The 16050-nt window shown below is 40.5% G+C and carries 14 protein-coding genes; 5 read left to right on the top strand and 9 right to left on the bottom strand.

Features of this window, described 5'->3' with window-relative positions; translation table 11 throughout:
• Positions 1-15: 15 nt before the first annotated feature.
• The 5 genes from ACE1CI_RS29435 to ACE1CI_RS29415 form a co-directional block, all read right to left on the bottom strand.
• A complete protein-coding gene (locus ACE1CI_RS29435; RefSeq protein WP_413262895.1) occupies positions 16-2007 on the bottom strand; it encodes a protein kinase domain-containing protein in 1992 nt (663 codons plus the stop codon).
• Positions 2008-2079: 72 nt separating this feature from the next.
• Positions 2080-2385: a DUF3593 domain-containing protein gene (locus ACE1CI_RS29430; protein WP_413262896.1), complete on the bottom strand. Its 306-nt coding sequence runs from the start codon at positions 2383-2385 to the stop codon at positions 2080-2082.
• Complete coding sequence (locus ACE1CI_RS29425) at positions 2382-2738, bottom strand: DUF2499 domain-containing protein (RefSeq protein ID WP_413262897.1); 357 nt, start codon at positions 2736-2738, stop codon at positions 2382-2384. Before ACE1CI_RS29425 ends, ACE1CI_RS29430 begins: the two co-directional genes overlap by 4 nt.
• A gap of 150 nt (positions 2739-2888) precedes the next feature.
• Positions 2889-3116: a DUF1816 domain-containing protein gene (locus tag ACE1CI_RS29420; protein WP_413262898.1), complete on the bottom strand. Its 228-nt coding sequence runs from the start codon at positions 3114-3116 to the stop codon at positions 2889-2891.
• Between the two features lie 518 nt (positions 3117-3634).
• Entirely contained in the window at positions 3635-4720 is a 1086-nt protein-coding gene (locus tag ACE1CI_RS29415; RefSeq protein ID WP_413262899.1) for a PIN/TRAM domain-containing protein, read from the bottom strand.
• A gap of 348 nt (positions 4721-5068) precedes the next feature.
• On the opposite strand from ACE1CI_RS29415, the gene hemW reads away from it, so the two are divergent.
• The 3 genes from hemW to ACE1CI_RS29400 all read left to right on the top strand — a co-directional run bounded on the left by hemW (position 5069) and on the right by ACE1CI_RS29400 (position 8032).
• Positions 5069-6340: a radical SAM family heme chaperone HemW gene (gene hemW, locus ACE1CI_RS29410; protein WP_413262900.1), complete on the top strand. Its 1272-nt coding sequence runs from the start codon at positions 5069-5071 to the stop codon at positions 6338-6340.
• A gap of 349 nt (positions 6341-6689) precedes the next feature.
• Positions 6690-7460 (top strand): hypothetical protein, encoded by a 771-nt coding sequence (locus tag ACE1CI_RS29405; protein ID WP_413262901.1) that lies wholly within the window; start codon positions 6690-6692, stop codon positions 7458-7460.
• Between the two features lie 119 nt (positions 7461-7579).
• Positions 7580-8032 (top strand): MgtC/SapB family protein, encoded by a 453-nt coding sequence (locus ACE1CI_RS29400; protein ID WP_413262902.1) that lies wholly within the window; start codon positions 7580-7582, stop codon positions 8030-8032.
• 14 nt (positions 8033-8046) lie between these two features.
• Here the strand turns inward: ACE1CI_RS29400 and ACE1CI_RS29395 are convergent, their stop codons facing one another.
• The gene (locus tag ACE1CI_RS29395; RefSeq protein ID WP_413262903.1) at positions 8047-8280 is read right to left on the bottom strand and encodes a hypothetical protein; all 234 of its coding nucleotides are present in this window, start codon (positions 8278-8280) and stop codon (positions 8047-8049) included.
• Between the two features lie 149 nt (positions 8281-8429).
• Here ACE1CI_RS29395 and ACE1CI_RS29390 point away from each other — a divergent pair, with 149 nt between their 5' ends.
• Both ACE1CI_RS29390 and ACE1CI_RS29385 read left to right on the top strand, forming a co-directional pair.
• On the top strand, positions 8430-10514 hold the full coding sequence (locus ACE1CI_RS29390) for an NAD(P)/FAD-dependent oxidoreductase (RefSeq protein WP_413262904.1): 2085 nt from the start codon (positions 8430-8432) through the stop codon (positions 10512-10514).
• A gap of 210 nt (positions 10515-10724) precedes the next feature.
• A complete protein-coding gene (locus ACE1CI_RS29385; RefSeq protein ID WP_413262905.1) occupies positions 10725-11204 on the top strand; it encodes a DUF2808 domain-containing protein in 480 nt (159 codons plus the stop codon).
• 100 nt (positions 11205-11304) lie between these two features.
• On the opposite strand, the gene ACE1CI_RS29380 is transcribed toward ACE1CI_RS29385, so the two are convergent.
• The 3 genes from ACE1CI_RS29380 to ACE1CI_RS29370 form a co-directional block, all read right to left on the bottom strand.
• Positions 11305-12924: a mitotic spindle assembly checkpoint protein MAD1 gene (locus ACE1CI_RS29380; protein WP_413262906.1), complete on the bottom strand. Its 1620-nt coding sequence runs from the start codon at positions 12922-12924 to the stop codon at positions 11305-11307.
• A gap of 222 nt (positions 12925-13146) precedes the next feature.
• Positions 13147-14199 (bottom strand): polysaccharide pyruvyl transferase CsaB, encoded by a 1053-nt coding sequence (gene csaB / locus ACE1CI_RS29375; protein ID WP_413262907.1) that lies wholly within the window; start codon positions 14197-14199, stop codon positions 13147-13149.
• Positions 14200-14666: 467 nt separating this feature from the next.
• On the bottom strand, positions 14667-15914 hold the full coding sequence (locus tag ACE1CI_RS29370; RefSeq protein ID WP_413262908.1) for a vWA domain-containing protein: 1248 nt from the start codon (positions 15912-15914) through the stop codon (positions 14667-14669).
• Between the last annotated feature and the right edge of the window lie 136 nt (positions 15915-16050).

The raw sequence follows: 16050 nt of genomic DNA, 5'->3' as shown, positions 1-16050 counted from the left end.
CAAATGACCAATTAATCAACCAAATCCCTGCCAAATTTTGATGGTTTTATCGGAACTGGCGCTAACAAGTAATTGTCCATCAACACTCATTGCTAAACCATTAACCGCACTTGTATGTTCATTCAAAGTAAACAGTAATTCGCCTGTTTCTAAGCGCCATATCTTAATTGTTTTATCGCTACTGGCGCTAACTACAGTTCTACCATCAGGACTAATTACCACAGCATTTACATACCCAGAATGTCCCGAAAAAGTCCGAATTACTTCTCCGTTTTGTAAGTTCCACAATTTAACTGTTTTGTCCTTACTCGCACTGGCAAGCATTTGTCCATCAGGACTAAATGCTACAGAATAAACTGAATTAAAATGCCCATTGAGAGTATTAACTAATTCTCCTGTCCCTAACTTCCAAAGTCTAATTTGGTTATCTAAACCGCCAGTGGCAATTAATACCCCTTTCGGATCAATTGCTATTGCCTTAATCATTCCGGCAGAAGCAAATAAAGTGCGGATTGGCAAGCCATTTTTTAGCCGCCACAATTTGATAGTTCTGTCATCTCCACCACTAACTAAAATTTGTCCATCTGGGCAAATTGCCAGTGCATTCACATCTCTGGAATGTTCGGTTAAAGTTTGCATTAAAGTAGCGCTGTGTAAATTCCAAAGTTTGATTTTTTCATCATCGCTACCACTAGCAAGAATTAATCCATCAGGACTAATAGTTAGAGAATTAACTGCCTTTGTATGTCCTGATAAATTATGTAAAATTTCTCCTGTTTGGGAACTCCAAACTTTAATTTGGTCATCTAAACCACCGCTAGCAATCACTTGCTTATTAGGACTAATAGCCACCGCCATTACCCAAGAAGTATGACCAGTTAAGGTATTCACACATCTCCAAATTCGCTGTGTAGAATTGGTTTTTGGTTGGAGGGAAATAGGTGGAGGCGTTATCGGACGGCGTGTATTTCTTCCCGGAGTAACTGGAGTTTTACTAATATTTAAACGTCCAGAAACACTGGGATTAGGTGCAGGTTGTCGGGAAACCGCAGGCGGGGGAGTAACTGTAGGTGGTTTGGTAGGTGTAGGATTTTGTCTAGTAGCGGGTTGCCAACCCACGACACTTAAATCTTGCAATACTATATCGGCTGATTGATAACGTTCATTCACCCAATCTTTGAGCATTTTATCTAAGATTTGGCTTAAGTTATCGCTAACATCTAAGCCTTTTTTACGCAAATAATCTCGCCAAATCCATTGACCATTTAAAGGATTATAAAGGCTATCCGGCTTAACTTGGGTCATTAAGTAAATACAGGTTGCACCCAAACTATATATATCACTAGCGGGAAACACTTGTCCGTTCCGCAATTGTTCTAATGGTGCATAACCTTCTGTACCAATTTTAGTTCCTGGTTGCGAGGCTGTACTTTCTGTAATTTGTTTAGCAATGCCAAAATCTATTAACACGAATTTTCCATCGTTTTTGCGGCGAATAATGTTAGTTGGCGTAATATCGCGGTGAATTACTTGTCGTTCGTGAACAAATTTTAATACAGGTAAAATATCTTGTAAAACTTCCCGAATTTTGTCTTCCTTAAATATTCCCTGTTGCAGCAATTCTTGATATAAATTTTGTCCTTCAATAAATTGTTGTACTAAATACAAACGTTTATCTTGTTCAAAGTAAGCTAACAGAGTAGGAATTTGGGGATGTACTCCTAGTTCATGCAGTCTATATGCTTCTTTGTTGAAAAGTTCGATCGCTTTTTCGTGAGATTGCGTCCCTTGAGATTGTACGGAAAATTGCTTAATCACGCAGCTAGCATTTAACATATCTTGATCCGCTGCGAGATAGGTTCTGCCAAACCCTCCCTGTCCAATAGGTTTAATTACTCGGTAACGGTTTCTCAGCAGAGGTTCTAGTTTGCTACCGCAGTTTTGGCAGACCTTTCTACCTGGAGGATTTAATGGCTGTTTACAATTGGGGTTGAGGCAACATATCATAATTGGCAAGGCACCCGCAGGCTTAATTTGTTCTATTTAGCAGGTTTTTCTGTCTTGATACTATCTTCTTGGTTAACTTTTTTCTCTTTGCGATCGCTTCTGTTCCATTATGCCTTGTCTAAAGCCTAACACTACCAAAATATTTGCCAGTGTTAAAAAAAACTCAGCACCACCATGCAACCAATCAACATTTGCTAAAGATTCACCATAAACTATTTTTGCGTAAATTCCCGCAGGAATGGTAACACCGACAAACACCAAGGTCATATAAAACCCTATTAAACCTAATCGTGGCATTTGTTGGGAACGAGTAATAAACCACAAGAAACCCAAATAGGGAAATAGCGACACAATAAACAGGGTGTCTTTAGAAATCATAGTCCTAATTTAGTAGAAGATGGCGTTTGCTCCTGACTTCCAGGTGTTTTTACCATAGCAGATTTAGCACTTCGCCAAATCAACCAACCCGCGAGTAACAAAGTAAAATTCCCCAGTACCGTCATCGCAGCTTGCAGCGTTACCAACCATTCCAGAGACTTTGGGTTATCGAAGTAGTGCCAAGTGCAAGCACACATCGCACTCACTAAAGCTGGCAGCATCCCCATAGACAAAGCATACCACGCTCGGTTCTTAGTCACTTCACCATAAGTCCAAATTAACCAAATCGCAGCAATCCACTCAATAACGCTGGAAACGTGAATGATCCAAGTAGGGATTGAAAGTACGTGCATTCTTCAACAATAAATAAAATTTATTTTATGTTATCTTAGTTGAATTAACTAATATATCTTTATAAATATAAGTTAGTAAATTATTCTAGCTGAGTTCCCCAGTAACAAAATTCTCAGCTAGTAATCTCATTAAATGATGGCAACCCGAAGCTAAGCCGGAACCTTCATTTCTCTCTCCCTTTCTGGCTCGTCTAAGTCGATCGTTAATTGCAAAGGATTCAGAAATTTTATCCTTGTATCAATTATCTCTGCTTGTTCCTGTCTTAAATCTTCTATGTAACCGCCTTTCTCTAATTCCGCTTCCCTTAAACTATCAAAAGGCCCAAAATAGTAAATACAGCTAGGATTCTTGGTAACAATCTCCAACCACCAAGACATTTGTTTATCTCCCTTTTTTTTGGCAATACAGTTGTGCTACTCTTAACTTTTCCACTTTTTCGTTAAAACTGATTAACTAAATCCCTTGAACATAGATGACAATTATACTGCAAGCATTCAAGAAAAATTGATATCAAGAATACAATTAGCAGGATTTTACAAAAACTGCCAGTTTTTGTCTACTGCAACCAGGCTCCTTATTGCCCAAAGAAACGACTAAAGTCGCTACTACAAACGTCATGATAAGTAACCGGACAACGGATTTTTATGCTAGCAATGTATAAAATATACCTACGATTCAATCTAATTTCTTAAGTTAAGGTTTCATTATAAAAGTGATCCCCAAATTCACCTGGTTGCAATTGTATATTTTGCCTTTATAAACAAAACATATTACACTCAGTAATGCTATTTTCAAAATTAATTAAATTGGCAATAAATTTCCCCCTATCTAAAGTGCTATATTACTTTAGATCGGGGGGTGAGGGTGTAAAAGCCTTGAGTTTTGATTGTCAACATCAAACCTTCAAACCTTCAGCTGCCTGGGGGCGGGCAAAAATCATTCTTCCCGCAGTAGTTTGCAAAGCAGAAGTTACTATCACTCGCAATTCACTACCCACGTATTTACTACCCTCCTCAACTACAACTAAGGTGCCATCATCCAAGTAACCGATACCTTGACTAGGTTCCTTACCCTCCTTAAGAATTTTCAAATCCAGGCTGTCACCCGGTAAGTAACTAGGACGAATGGCGTGGGCTAAGTCGTTGATATTCAACACAGGTACTTTTTGCAGACTAGCAACTTTACTCAAGTTGTAATCATTAGTTAATAAAGTGCCATTAATTTCCTGCGCTAAACGCACTAACTTAGCATCTACCGTAGGAATATCTTCATAGTCAGCAGAATGAATGACAATTCTTTCCTGGTAGTCTTCTTTCATCCGGTTCAGAATTTCCAAACCGCGACGACCTCGGACTCTTTTTTGGTCGTTAGAAGCATCGGCAACTTGTTGTAATTCTCGCAGGACAAACTGTGGCACTAAAATTTGCCCTTCCACAAAACCAGTAGCGAGTAATTCTTCAATGCGACCGTCGATAATGCAACTAGTATCTAAAACCTTTGTCGCCGCAGGTTTGAGGGTACCTTCTGCCACCAGCAAAGTTTCTGCTGAATGGGGATTAATTAGCCGCAGAAAGTTGTGCCCGTGAGTGTCTGCTAAACTAACGCCCGTAAAGGCAAACATCACGCTACCCAAAACTGCAACTACTGGCTTAATAAAACCAAAGTCTGTGGGAATGGGTAGTAGAAAAATTGGTGCTAGCATCAAGTTGGCTACCAGCAAGCCTAACACTAAGCCAATGGCGCGTGTTAAAAGCACCTCCACAGGCATTTCCCGCACTTTTCTTTCCAAGCGACGATAGGTAGTTTGGACACTTAAGCCAATGGCAGCGCCGATAATGGCACCAAACCCGGCAAGTACCAATCGTAAACCTTCTATGTTCGTCACTGGTTTGAGCATCGTGCTGGGCAAGAGGTCAATGCTATCGAACCCAATACCAGCTGCTGCTAGGATGAATAAAATAATAATGATTGCGTCAAGCATTTTTTTAGGCTGATTGTGTTTTAGTTTCCATCCGGGAAGAATGAAGAAACCATTAAAAAAATCTCAGCTTTTGAGATTTATATCGTTCCATTATACTCCTTGGTTTGTTTTTGGTTATTTCGTAGATTCCTGGTAGGAAGACCGTACACGCACAACAGTTCAGCCGGATTTTTAAGAATTTATTTGATTTAATTTACAAGTATTTACGAATTAATTAAGGTTTGTTCATAATTTGGCATTTTTTGGCAATTTGGGAATTAATATTTCCGGCGAAGCTACTTTAAAGTATTGCCGGAATCACATCAGTTCAATCTCTCAGATTTATCTGTAAGTTCAATCTAAAATCAAATGATGAGAAATTTCACCAGAGAAAGTAGCAATTACCACATAGATTTAAATATTCCGACTTCTGCTTATATTCATATTCCTTTTTGTCGGCGGCGTTGTTTTTATTGTGATTTTCCGATTTCGGTGCTGGGCGATCGCACAAGAGGCGAAAACTCTGGCACAATTGTCCAGTATATTGATATTCTCTGCCAAGAAATTGCCGCGACTCCCACCCAGGGAAAACCCTTAACAACTGTTTTCTTTGGCGGGGGAACTCCTTCGCTATTATCCCCCAAACAAATCGAAACAATTTTAACAGCTTTAGCCAATAAATATGGGATTGCCAGTGATGCGGAAATTTCTTTAGAAATCGATCCCGGAACTTTTGATTTACCGCAAATTCAGGGATATAAAGATGCGGGAATTACGCGGTTTAGTTTAGGCGTGCAAGCTTTTCAGGACGAGTTACTACAAGTTTGTGGTCGATCGCATACTACCACCGATATTTTAGCCGCAATTGATTTAATTCGCCAAATTAATCCGCCAGAATTGAGCATTGATTTAATTTCTGGGTTGCCGAAACAAACGATCGCACAATGGCAAGAAAGTTTAGAAAAGGCTGTGGCGATCGCACCAACTCACATCTCCGTTTATGATTTAATTATCGAAGATGGTACAGCTTTTGGGCGCTATTATCAACCCGGTTCTCAACCCTTACCCACCGATGAAACTACCGCTCAAATGTACCGCCTTACCCAACAAATCTTAACCCTTTCCGGTTACGAACATTACGAAATTTCTAACTACGCTCAACCCGGACATCAATGCCGTCATAATCGAGTTTATTGGGAAAATCGCCCCTATTACGCTTTTGGCATGGGTGCCGCTAGTTACCTCAACCGTCAGCGTTTTACTCGCCCCAGAAAACGCCAAGAATACTACAAATGGGTAGAAAATTTCATCGCTTCCGGTGGGATTTTAGATGCTCCCCAATTAGACGAACATGATATTTTATTAGAAACCTTAATGTTAGGATTGCGGTTAGCTGAAGGTTTAGAAATAGCAGTTTTAGCCGAAAAGTTTGGTCGAGAAACCTTAGAAAAAATTTGCCATTGCTTACAACCATTACAGCAAAAAGGTTGGATAGAAATAATAGAAACCACAGGGGGAAACTTTCCCTTCCCTGCCACTGGCAGGTTAAAATTAACTGATCCCGAAGGGTTTTTGTTTTCTAACACAGTGCTCGCAGCTTTGTTTAGTTATCTCGAAAAGACCGAGGCAGGGGTAAGTTAAAAAAATTAACGATTAACCGATTTGCCTGTTTTGTTAATTTTTGCAAAAGATGCTGCTATTTGGTGCTGTTTATGATAAGTAATACTGCGAAAAAGCAGGTGAAGGGGTGCGATCGCCTAAAAAATTAAAAATTGCCAAAGACAATTTGCTATAAGGCAAATTAAAGATCCCAATATTTGCCAAGATTAATGTTAGACCTCTTGCAAAAGTTTATTTCCACCCGGGCAAAAGGCAAAGGTTAAAGGGCAAAGGAGGAAATCCGACCCTTTTTCCGCTTTGTTTACCCTTTTCCCCTGCTTCTGCAAGGAGTTTATGTAATTGCCATGAAGTTGTATTGGCAAAAAAGGACATGGCCCAAAGAGACATCGACAACAACGCTACAGGCGTTCTAATTCTAATTATCCCCATAGCGTTCGCCATCATACTGCTATTTAAAGCTTGGCCCATACTACTGATTTTAGTTTTGCTCAGTAGTGCTGGGAGCCTTTGGCAACGCTATCAATTACAAAAGTTGAGCCGACAACTCAACCCTGTGTTCCATCAGTTAATCTCAGAAAACCAAGGATGTGTAACTGCACTAGACTTGAGCATGAAGGCAAATATTTCGGGAAGATCGGCCCAAAGGTTCTTAGATGCTAAGGCTGAGGAATTTGCTGCCCAAAAACACACTTATGAAGACAAAGGTGCGGTGTATTACTTCATTACCGCTAACACTCTCGGCAAAATATTTGACGCGAGTGATACGGATGACGATCGTGAGGACACCAAATACCTAAGTCAGCCAAAAGAGTTGTTGTTAAAGGCAATTCCTGAACCGGAAACTACAGATAAAACCCTTGATTATCTGGAAGAAGAATCCGAAGAAGATTATATTCCAGAATCCGATCCCACCCTGGAAGCAATTCCCAGAAAACATCCGATTTTTCAATCTTTGATTCAATCGGAATTAGCTAGACGGTTGCGTGTACATTCCAGCACGGTGATGAAAAGAAGAGACGATCCCAGTTTTACCGAATGGAGTCGCAGAAGAGATCCAGAAGGAATTGCTTGGGAATATTCACCAGATACTAGGGAATTTTTTCCCATAGAATCTAAGTCACCGTTACCGCAGAAAAGATAAATCAAGGGTGTGTTCTAGACAAGGGAGAGAGCTAGCAGATAATCTTCCTTTTCACCGATCGCAATCAGTCCCAAAAATCTCTAAACTGATGGCAACGTCATTTTTCTCTTAGGTAGACATTGATTAGCTCTCTCTCCCTTGCTCCCGATGATTGGCTGGGTTTGCTTTCTCGGTTATTATTCTCCTTACTGCTAGGAGGAATAGTTGGCTGGGAACGCCAACGCAAACGTAAACCAGCTGGCTTAAGAACTCACATGATAGTCAGTTTTGCTGCTGCTTTGTTTGTCATGGTTCCCATAGTTTTGGGAGCTCTCAAAGATGGTGATAGCATTTCGCGGGTAGTTCAGGGAATAGCCGCTGGTATCGGCTTTTTAGGTGCTGGGGAAATAGTCAGATCTTCAGGAGAGCAATCTGATTCGATTCAAGTTAGTGGATTGACTTCCGCTGCTGCGATTTGGGCTTCAGCGGCTTTAGGGGTTGCTGCTGGCTGTGGCTTATGGCAGTTGGGCTTAATTAGCGCTCTGCTCTGTTTTTTAGTTTTAAGAGTGATGAAAAAATTTGAAGTTAGTTGAGTTGATGTTGTGGCTTAAGCGATGCTTTCCCACGCTTGGGCGACAACTTCTTTGAGCCAGCGCCGTTGCTGCATATCCAGTAAGCAGTCGTCAGCTAGGACTTCCGCAGTTAGTTGCTCTAAGGATTTGCCTTCCCTTCGCGAAATTTTAATCACTCCGGCGATCGCAGCTGCAACTATTTCTTCATCTACACTTTTTTGTTGTAAAGCCATCACCTCTTTTGGGTTGGCTGGAATGGGATAATTCATAGCTAGTTATTTAAGTTATCTCCGTAAAGATTTACAAAAATGAGATAATTGTAAAGTTTTTTAAACGATATTGAGTATCGGCTATTATATCGCACTTTTAGTGCCTGTCAACACCATCTCGTTACTTAGCTTTAGCGACCTTACTGAACATGAAAGAAATCCTTTATTTAGAAGTCCCCACCCCGAACACAGATGTAGTTCGCACTTGGTTACAACAGGAGTTTGAGCCAGTTTGGGGCGAAAAGGTGATAACTCAAGATGGCTTTTGTCTGAGTTGTCCTAAAACTACAAGTAGTACGACAAACATTCCAGACACAGATGTTCAGCTTGCGGTTTTTGTCTGGTCGGTACAGCGATCGACATATTTAAAGGTATTTCGTTGGGGAACTCGACCTTTTCCCCAAGAACCACAAATATTACAACAGTTAACCGCCCAACTCAGGAAGCAATTTCCCAATCAATATCCTGAACCACCTGCGATCGATCTTTCTAGCCAATCAATTTTTGACGCACTCGCCCCTAACTACCCCTTAACCGTGCGTTACTTCCAAAAAATGCCCAACGGTGAATATGACTTAAAACGGGCTTATTGGTGGGAAATGCGTTGGCGCGAAGGTGTGCGAAATCCTCAACAACCCAAACAAGTGATTTTTGAGTCAAAAACCCAACAGCAAAACAGCGAAACAACTCAAAAATACGACCTAATTTATATTGGTGGTGCGCTGGGAGTAATTCACGCCGCAGTCATGGCGCAATTGGGTTATCGTGTCTTATTGGTGGAACGTTTACCTTTTGGCAGAATGAATCGGGAATGGAATATTTCCCGAATGGAATTTCAAAGTTTAATTGATTTGGGTTTGTTTACTCCCGCTGAATTTGAAAGTGTAATTGCTAGGGAATATATTGATGGGTTTAGCAAATTTTTTGATGGGAATAATCCGCCACATTTAAAAGCGCCAATTTTACACACGCCCACCGTGTTAAATATCGCCCTGAATTCGGAAAAATTGCTGCGTTTATGTGGGGAAAAACTGAAAGCATTAGGGGGGGAAATTTGGGATGAAACTGAATTTGTCCGCGCCGATATTAGCGAAGAACAGGTAATTGTGCAGTTAAAACATTTACCGAGCCAAACAGATAAACAAGCAACTGGGAGATTGTTGGTAGATGCAATGGGGACAGCTTCCCCGATCGCTTGGCAATTAAATAAAGGTCGAGCTTTTGATAGTGTTTGTCCTACAGTTGGAGCAGTTTTAAGTGGGATAACGCCAGAGGTTTGGGATGCCAAATATGGTGATGTTCTGTTTAGTCACGGGGATATTTCTAGAGGTCGTCAGTTAATTTGGGAATTGTTTCCAGGCGAAGGTGATGAACTGACAATTTATTTATTTCATTACCATCAAGTACACCCGGAAAATCCCGGTTCTTTGTTGGAAATGTACGAGGACTTTTTTACGATTTTACCGGAATATCGCCGTTGCGATTTAGATAAATTAGAGTGGAAAAAGCCGACTTTTGGTTATATTCCGGGACATTTTAGCGTGGGAAGTCGCGATCGCACTGTGGCGATCGATCGACTAATTTCCATTGGCGATGCAGCTTCCTTACAATCACCCTTAGTCTTTACCGGATTTGGTTCATTAGTGCGTAACCTTTCCCGCTTAACAGAACTTTTAGATACCGCCTTAAAACATGACCTTCTCAAAGCCAAACATTTAAACCAAATTCGTGCTTACCAAAGTAACATTGCCGTCACCTGGCTATTTTCTAAAGGCATGATGGTTCCCACAGGTAAATATTTACCACCCCAAAGAATCAACTCCATGTTAAACACTTTCTTTGGAATCTTAGCCGCCGAACCGCAAAATGTAGCCGAAACATTTATCAAAGACAGATTTGATTGGTTAACCTTCAATCGACTAGCATTAATAGCTGCAAGAATTAACCCAGCTTTATTACTTTGGATTTGGGAACTCGCTGGCGCAAAAGACATTTTTCGTTGGTTAGGTAGTTACTTCACATTTACCTTAAACGCCTTAATTAGTTGGCTATTATCCGGTTGGTTTCCCAACTGGTTACGCAGTCAACAACCTTGGTTAGAAAGGCGTTATCCAGCACTTTGGTTATGGTTACTCTCTCAAAGTTACGCCTTCACCACTGGCATGGGAAAACCTAAACCTCGCAGCTTTCAACTCTCAGCTTACCAAAGTAAAAGCTTGGAAGTACAACACTGAAAAGAGTTTTGAATTTTGAATTCAGGACTTACGCACTGGCACTAAATATGATGGAATGGTGCGTTACACTGTCGTTAACGCACCCTACAAATAGAAGTTTCAGCTTAAAATTATTCAATTATTGCTTTTCTTTCATCTTTTACTCAGCTTATTTTCAGGTTGGCGAATCATCATGCTAATTAATCGAAGATTAGTTTTGAGGGTAGCCAAATGAAAAGCTTAATTTATAAAAGTTTATCTGCATTAGTATTTGCTACTACAACTGTTGTTACTCCTATAATGATTCCCGCAGCACAAGCACAAATGGTATTTAAATTTAGTGCGCCTGTAATTACAAACTCTGGAGTTTTAGGTAGTAGTCATTTTATTGAGATTGCAGTTATAGGAATGTCTTTGCAAGATGTAATGATCGCTCTACCCAGTCAAATGCAACCTTTTCAAGGTATAAAAGTGACAGATCAAGCAGGTAAAGAAATCCCAGCGACTGTTGCCAGAAATGATAGAAATATCACCATTACTTTTGCTCAACCAGTAACTCCTAACACTAATTTAAAAGTAGAATTAACTGGAGTGCGAATGGCTCCGGGAAGTGAAACAACTTTACTTTATGGAGTAACTGCACAACGAGTAGGTTTGCAGGGAGAAATCCCTGTAGGAACAGCAATTGTTAATGTTGTCGAGCGGGGATGAAATGAAATCTAAATTGGAAAATGGCAACTGTTTTTTAAGCGATTTGCGGTTGAAAAAAAGCTGGTAATCCAAAAAGTTGCCAATTTCTCATTTTGCTAATTTACTTGGTTTGGCTGGGTCGAGGAAAGCTAGGCAAATCGACGGCAGCTAATGATTTAATTTTCTTCGGAGTTCGCTGCGGGTAAACTATAGGTGAAGGCGAACTGGGGTAAGGTTTAGAATCAACCGACTCATGATTTTTAGTAGCTGCTAAATTAGGCTCTGTTGTTGGTGTTACTGATAGCAATTCTACTTCTTTAACCGGAGATTCTTCAGTATTTGCTGGCAATGAATTAGAAGCTTGAGGAATCACAGAAGTTTCTTGGGGATTAACATTTACTGTTGTACCTTGAGTGAGTCTTTCTAATTCTTCCCACATCGCTTCTTCATCGGCACCAAAATTTGCCGGAGGATTATCTGTTGATTCTTTTGATATGTCTGGTGCTAAATAAGGATCGGATTTGGCAATTTCTAAAAATGGATTACTCAAAGATTCGTTGCTTGGTTCTAGCTGAGGTTGCAGTTTATTAAATTGAGGTAATATCAAATTTCTGCTACTTTCGTCTTGAGTGAAATTTGATTGCTCGCTGGTAATTTGCGACACTGCTGACCAAGGTTTGATTGGTTGAGGTTTGAGTAATAATTGCACTGCTTCCGAAATATTTTGAGGGTTGGTTTGATTTTCTGAAGAGTTAAGCAAGGCACTAATTTCGGCATTAATTTCTTTGATAGTTGGTATATCGAGACATTTGTCTAATGCCGCTTTAAATTGCAGAGTATAACGTTGTTGTCGCTGTAAACGGTCTTGCAGTTCTTGACGGGTGTTTTCGGTTTGCAAAAGTAGTTGAGATTGTTCGTTGTAACGTTGTTGAACGAAGGCGCATTGACGTTCTAATTCTGCGACTCGTTCTTGGCTACTTTCTAATTGATGATTTAAAGTTTCAATTAATATTTGCTGACGTTGGGCGACTTGGTGAGAAGCTTCTAATTCGCGGAATAAGCGGCCTAGTTGTTCTTGGGTGGTATATAATTCTTTGGATTGTTCAGCGAGTTTGGTTTCGGCGGTTTGCGATCGCTTAATCTGCGATTCCAAAGCTCGGTTACACTCATCTAATAATCTTTCTACATCCTGTACATGAGCAAGTAAATCGTTGTTTTGCTGTTGCAGTGCTTCACTTAAATTCACTAACTCTAAAACATCAAAATCGGCTGTTTCTGTGTTAGAGATTTCCGCTATTGCAGTACTTTCATTCTGGGAATCAGCTGTTTCCGTGCTTTCGCTAGAGCTAGGATAATCCTCAGAAGTAGTATTTACTGGCTCAAATGCTAGGATCGCTTCTAAATTAATTTCAAACAGATTTGTCTCGTCTACCTCTGCTGTTTGTGGCGATGATTCTCTAGAGATGTCAAACCGCAATCCCCCAGAATCTCCAATAAATGATATCCTTGGCTGTTCTTCCGGTACTGCTTTTGTTGCAGGTGTTTCTTCGGAAATCACTGCTTCTGGGGTGTTAGGTTTGGCTGCATCTTGTTTCTGAATTACAAAAGATATCTCTGGTTGATTTGGTTGGTCTTGTGCGCCTAAATCTGCAACCGACTTAATATCATTGGATTGAGTCTCGTTAGGGGAGTTACTCGGTTCTGGTATGGGATTATCAAAGGGGTTTTGGGCTTCACTCATGGTTCTAGTTCAAAACAGTTAAGAATCCTGAATGCGTACTAGTACAATTTGGCAGAGGGTTCCAGGGTAGAAGGCTCCAAGGAAAGAAGGTTTATACAACAGCTTTTTCACCTAATTTTTAACTATATAGTTATTTCTGCCCTGCTGCACTAGTCGTCGCATTGTGAATAGCCTATCTCAGATCAGATGATTATTCTAGGTGATTTGCAACATTTTTACCTTTTAATCAACTGCTAAAGCTTGAGTTAACAATTCTCGATGAATCAGCGCTCTGTCTACTAAGGATTGAATCTGTGCTGATGATAGACTATCACCGTTAGCATAGCAGTCTAACCAAGTTTGGGTAATTATTTTCGGATCTTCAGGGATTTCTGATAATTTCCATCCGGGAATTGACAGTTCTTGCATTAGTTGGCTAACTTTTGGGTCATAGCTGAGGGCAAAACAACGACATTCTTGGGCTGCTGCCATAATCAGGCTATGGTAACGCATTCCGATCGCCATTTCCACTCCCCGAAATAAGCCTTTTAATTCTCTGGGATTATCCAGTGTCAAAATTTTACTAGCACCTGGTAATTGTGACTCTAAAGATTTAGCGATCGCTAAATCTTTAGATTTCTGAAATGGTACTAGTAAAATAAAACTTTGGGTAGCTTTTTGAAAGTCTATTAAAGCTTTAGTTAAATTAGCAATTCTTTCTGGGCACAGTTCGGGATGTTGACGTAAAGTTACAGCTACTCTTGGTGCAGGTAAATCCCAAAGTCCTTTTACTGGTAAACTTTCTAATGCCCATACAGGATCGGGTGCTAAACAACAGGGTGTTTGCCAATTTAATAGTAGGTTAGCTGAGGCGCGATCGCGCACGCTGACTAATTCACATTTGGCAAAAACTTGTTTGGCAATTGCCCGAATTATCGGACGTTCTATTGGGCCAATTCCTTGCGCCCAAGCAATTGTTCTCAGCCCCCATTGTCTGGCTAATCCCATCAATCCAGCATAATACATTGGGCTAGCAAAACTTGTTACATCTTGCATCAAACTTCCGCCACCCCAAATAAAAACATTCGCACTACGGATGGCTTTGAAGACTTGCCAAGCTGACATTCGATCGTAACTTTCCACCTGATATCTTTCTTTAGTTTCTCGCGGATTTCCCGAAAGCACCAAAGGCTTAACATTCGGTGGCAACATTTGTAATAACGAAGCTAACAATGCTTCATCCCCGCCATTACCTTTCCCGTAGTAACCACACAATACTGCTCTAATTTGCCCCATTTGATTTATTATTGTTTGCTTGATATCAGTTTAGGGCAGAACGGAAGAAAGTTCTTAGCTTCGTTTTTTGAGTTTTGAGTTTTGAGTTTTGGAGAGTTTGGGGAGTTCTAAGTGGGAGAGTTCTTAGCTTCGTTTTTTGAGTTTTGAGTTTGGGGAGTTCTAAGTGGGAGAGTTTTGAGTTTTGAGTTTTGGAGAGTTTGGGGAGTTCTAAGTGGGAGAGTTTTGAGTTTTGGAGAGTTTGGGGAGTTCTAAGTGGGAGAGTTTTGAGTTTTGGAGAGTTTGGGGAGTTCTAAGTGGGAGAGTTTTGAGTTTTGGACAGACTTTTGAATTGATTAACTTCTCAAGAGTCCCAGGCTCCCCCCATCTCCCCATCTCCCCATCTCCCCATCTCCCCATCTCCCCATCTCCCCATCTCCCCATCTCCCCATCTCCCCATCCCCCCATTTCCTCATCTCCCCATCTACCTGCTAAGAGTCGCTTTGTAAAATTGTTTTGGAAACAATGCGGGTTTTTTTGCGATCGGCTTCTGAAAGATCTTGTCCTTCTTGTAAGCGAGTCGCACTTGTTTGTAATACTGTAGCTGCGCTTTGATCTCCCATTTGTAAGGCAGTTTTAGCGGCAGTTTGTAACATTGTAGCTGCACCTGTGCGATCGCCTTGTTGTAATTTCGTTTCAGCAATTTGAGTTTGGCGATATTTTGCTAAAGCTAAAATTGACTTTTGGACTTGTGGATTTAAATTTGGTTGGTAGTTCTGGACAAAATTACCTGTGACTGGGAAAACTGGCGAAAGTAATCCTTCTTTGCCTTGAACTGGATCGTCGTAACGGATTTGTAAATTAGCTAAAGTTTGTTGACCTTCCGGCATTTGACCAATATAAAGGTTAGCTAAAATTATCCGTTGTTGCGCTGTCATTAAATCTCCCAATCTTACGGAGAATTTATCGCCTTCTGGTTGCACTGGCAATTCAATTGTATCTGGGAAAACTTGCGCGATCGGCTTTAATTCGGCTAACCTGACTTTCGGCATTAAAGAAAATAGCAAGTAAGCATTAGTTAAGCCTACTGATTGAATGCGATTAAACAACCGACCAAAAGCATCAACCGCTTGTTCTGGTTGTTCAATATAAGATAGAGTACCGCCACCAGCATCAGCGATTTTTTCTAAAACATCTTGGTTCCAATGCAAACCAAAACCTAAAGAATTCAGCGTTAAATTATAACTTGCTGCTAATTGCGCCAATTTTAAACATTTGGCATTATCACCATGCTCATTTTCGCCATCAGTTAATAAAAAAGCTTGAGAAATAGCATCTTTTTTGCCCTTAGCCAGTTCTTCAATTCCCAGGCGTAAACCTTCATCAATGGCAGTGCCGCCATCAGGTTTAAGTTGATTAATTTGCCGTTTAATTTTATGGGTATCTTCAATTAGTTGATTAGCAACTAATACCTTGGCACGATGATCGAAGATGACAACAGAAAGGCGATCGCCCGACTTCAACTTATCCACTAATTGTCCAGCTGCCTGTTTCACCGTTTCCAACGGTCTACCACTCATTGAACCAGAATGATCTAAAATCAGGCACAAATTCAGCGGCACATTTTCGACAAATTCACCTCGAATCGCTGAAACGGAAATCTCCAATTGACGCTGACTTGTAGATTGAGTCGCATCCAGATTGGCATCATTTAACAGCGGTTGTAAACCAACTTTCATAATCTGTGCTCCCAAGGCAGAAAAAAGGAATATTTAGTTATACTTAGCAAGGTCAAAAAAGAGCTTTTCGGAGTCGATCGGGAAAATTAATCATTAATTAATCATCGATCGTTGGTTGGCTGATGACGAATGACTA

It is taken from the genome of Floridaenema flaviceps BLCC-F50 (assembly GCF_041929275.2).
Lineage (GTDB): Bacteria > Cyanobacteriota > Cyanobacteriia > Cyanobacteriales > Aerosakkonemataceae > Floridanema > Floridanema flaviceps.
This window is presented reverse-complemented; position numbering and strand designations above follow the sequence as displayed.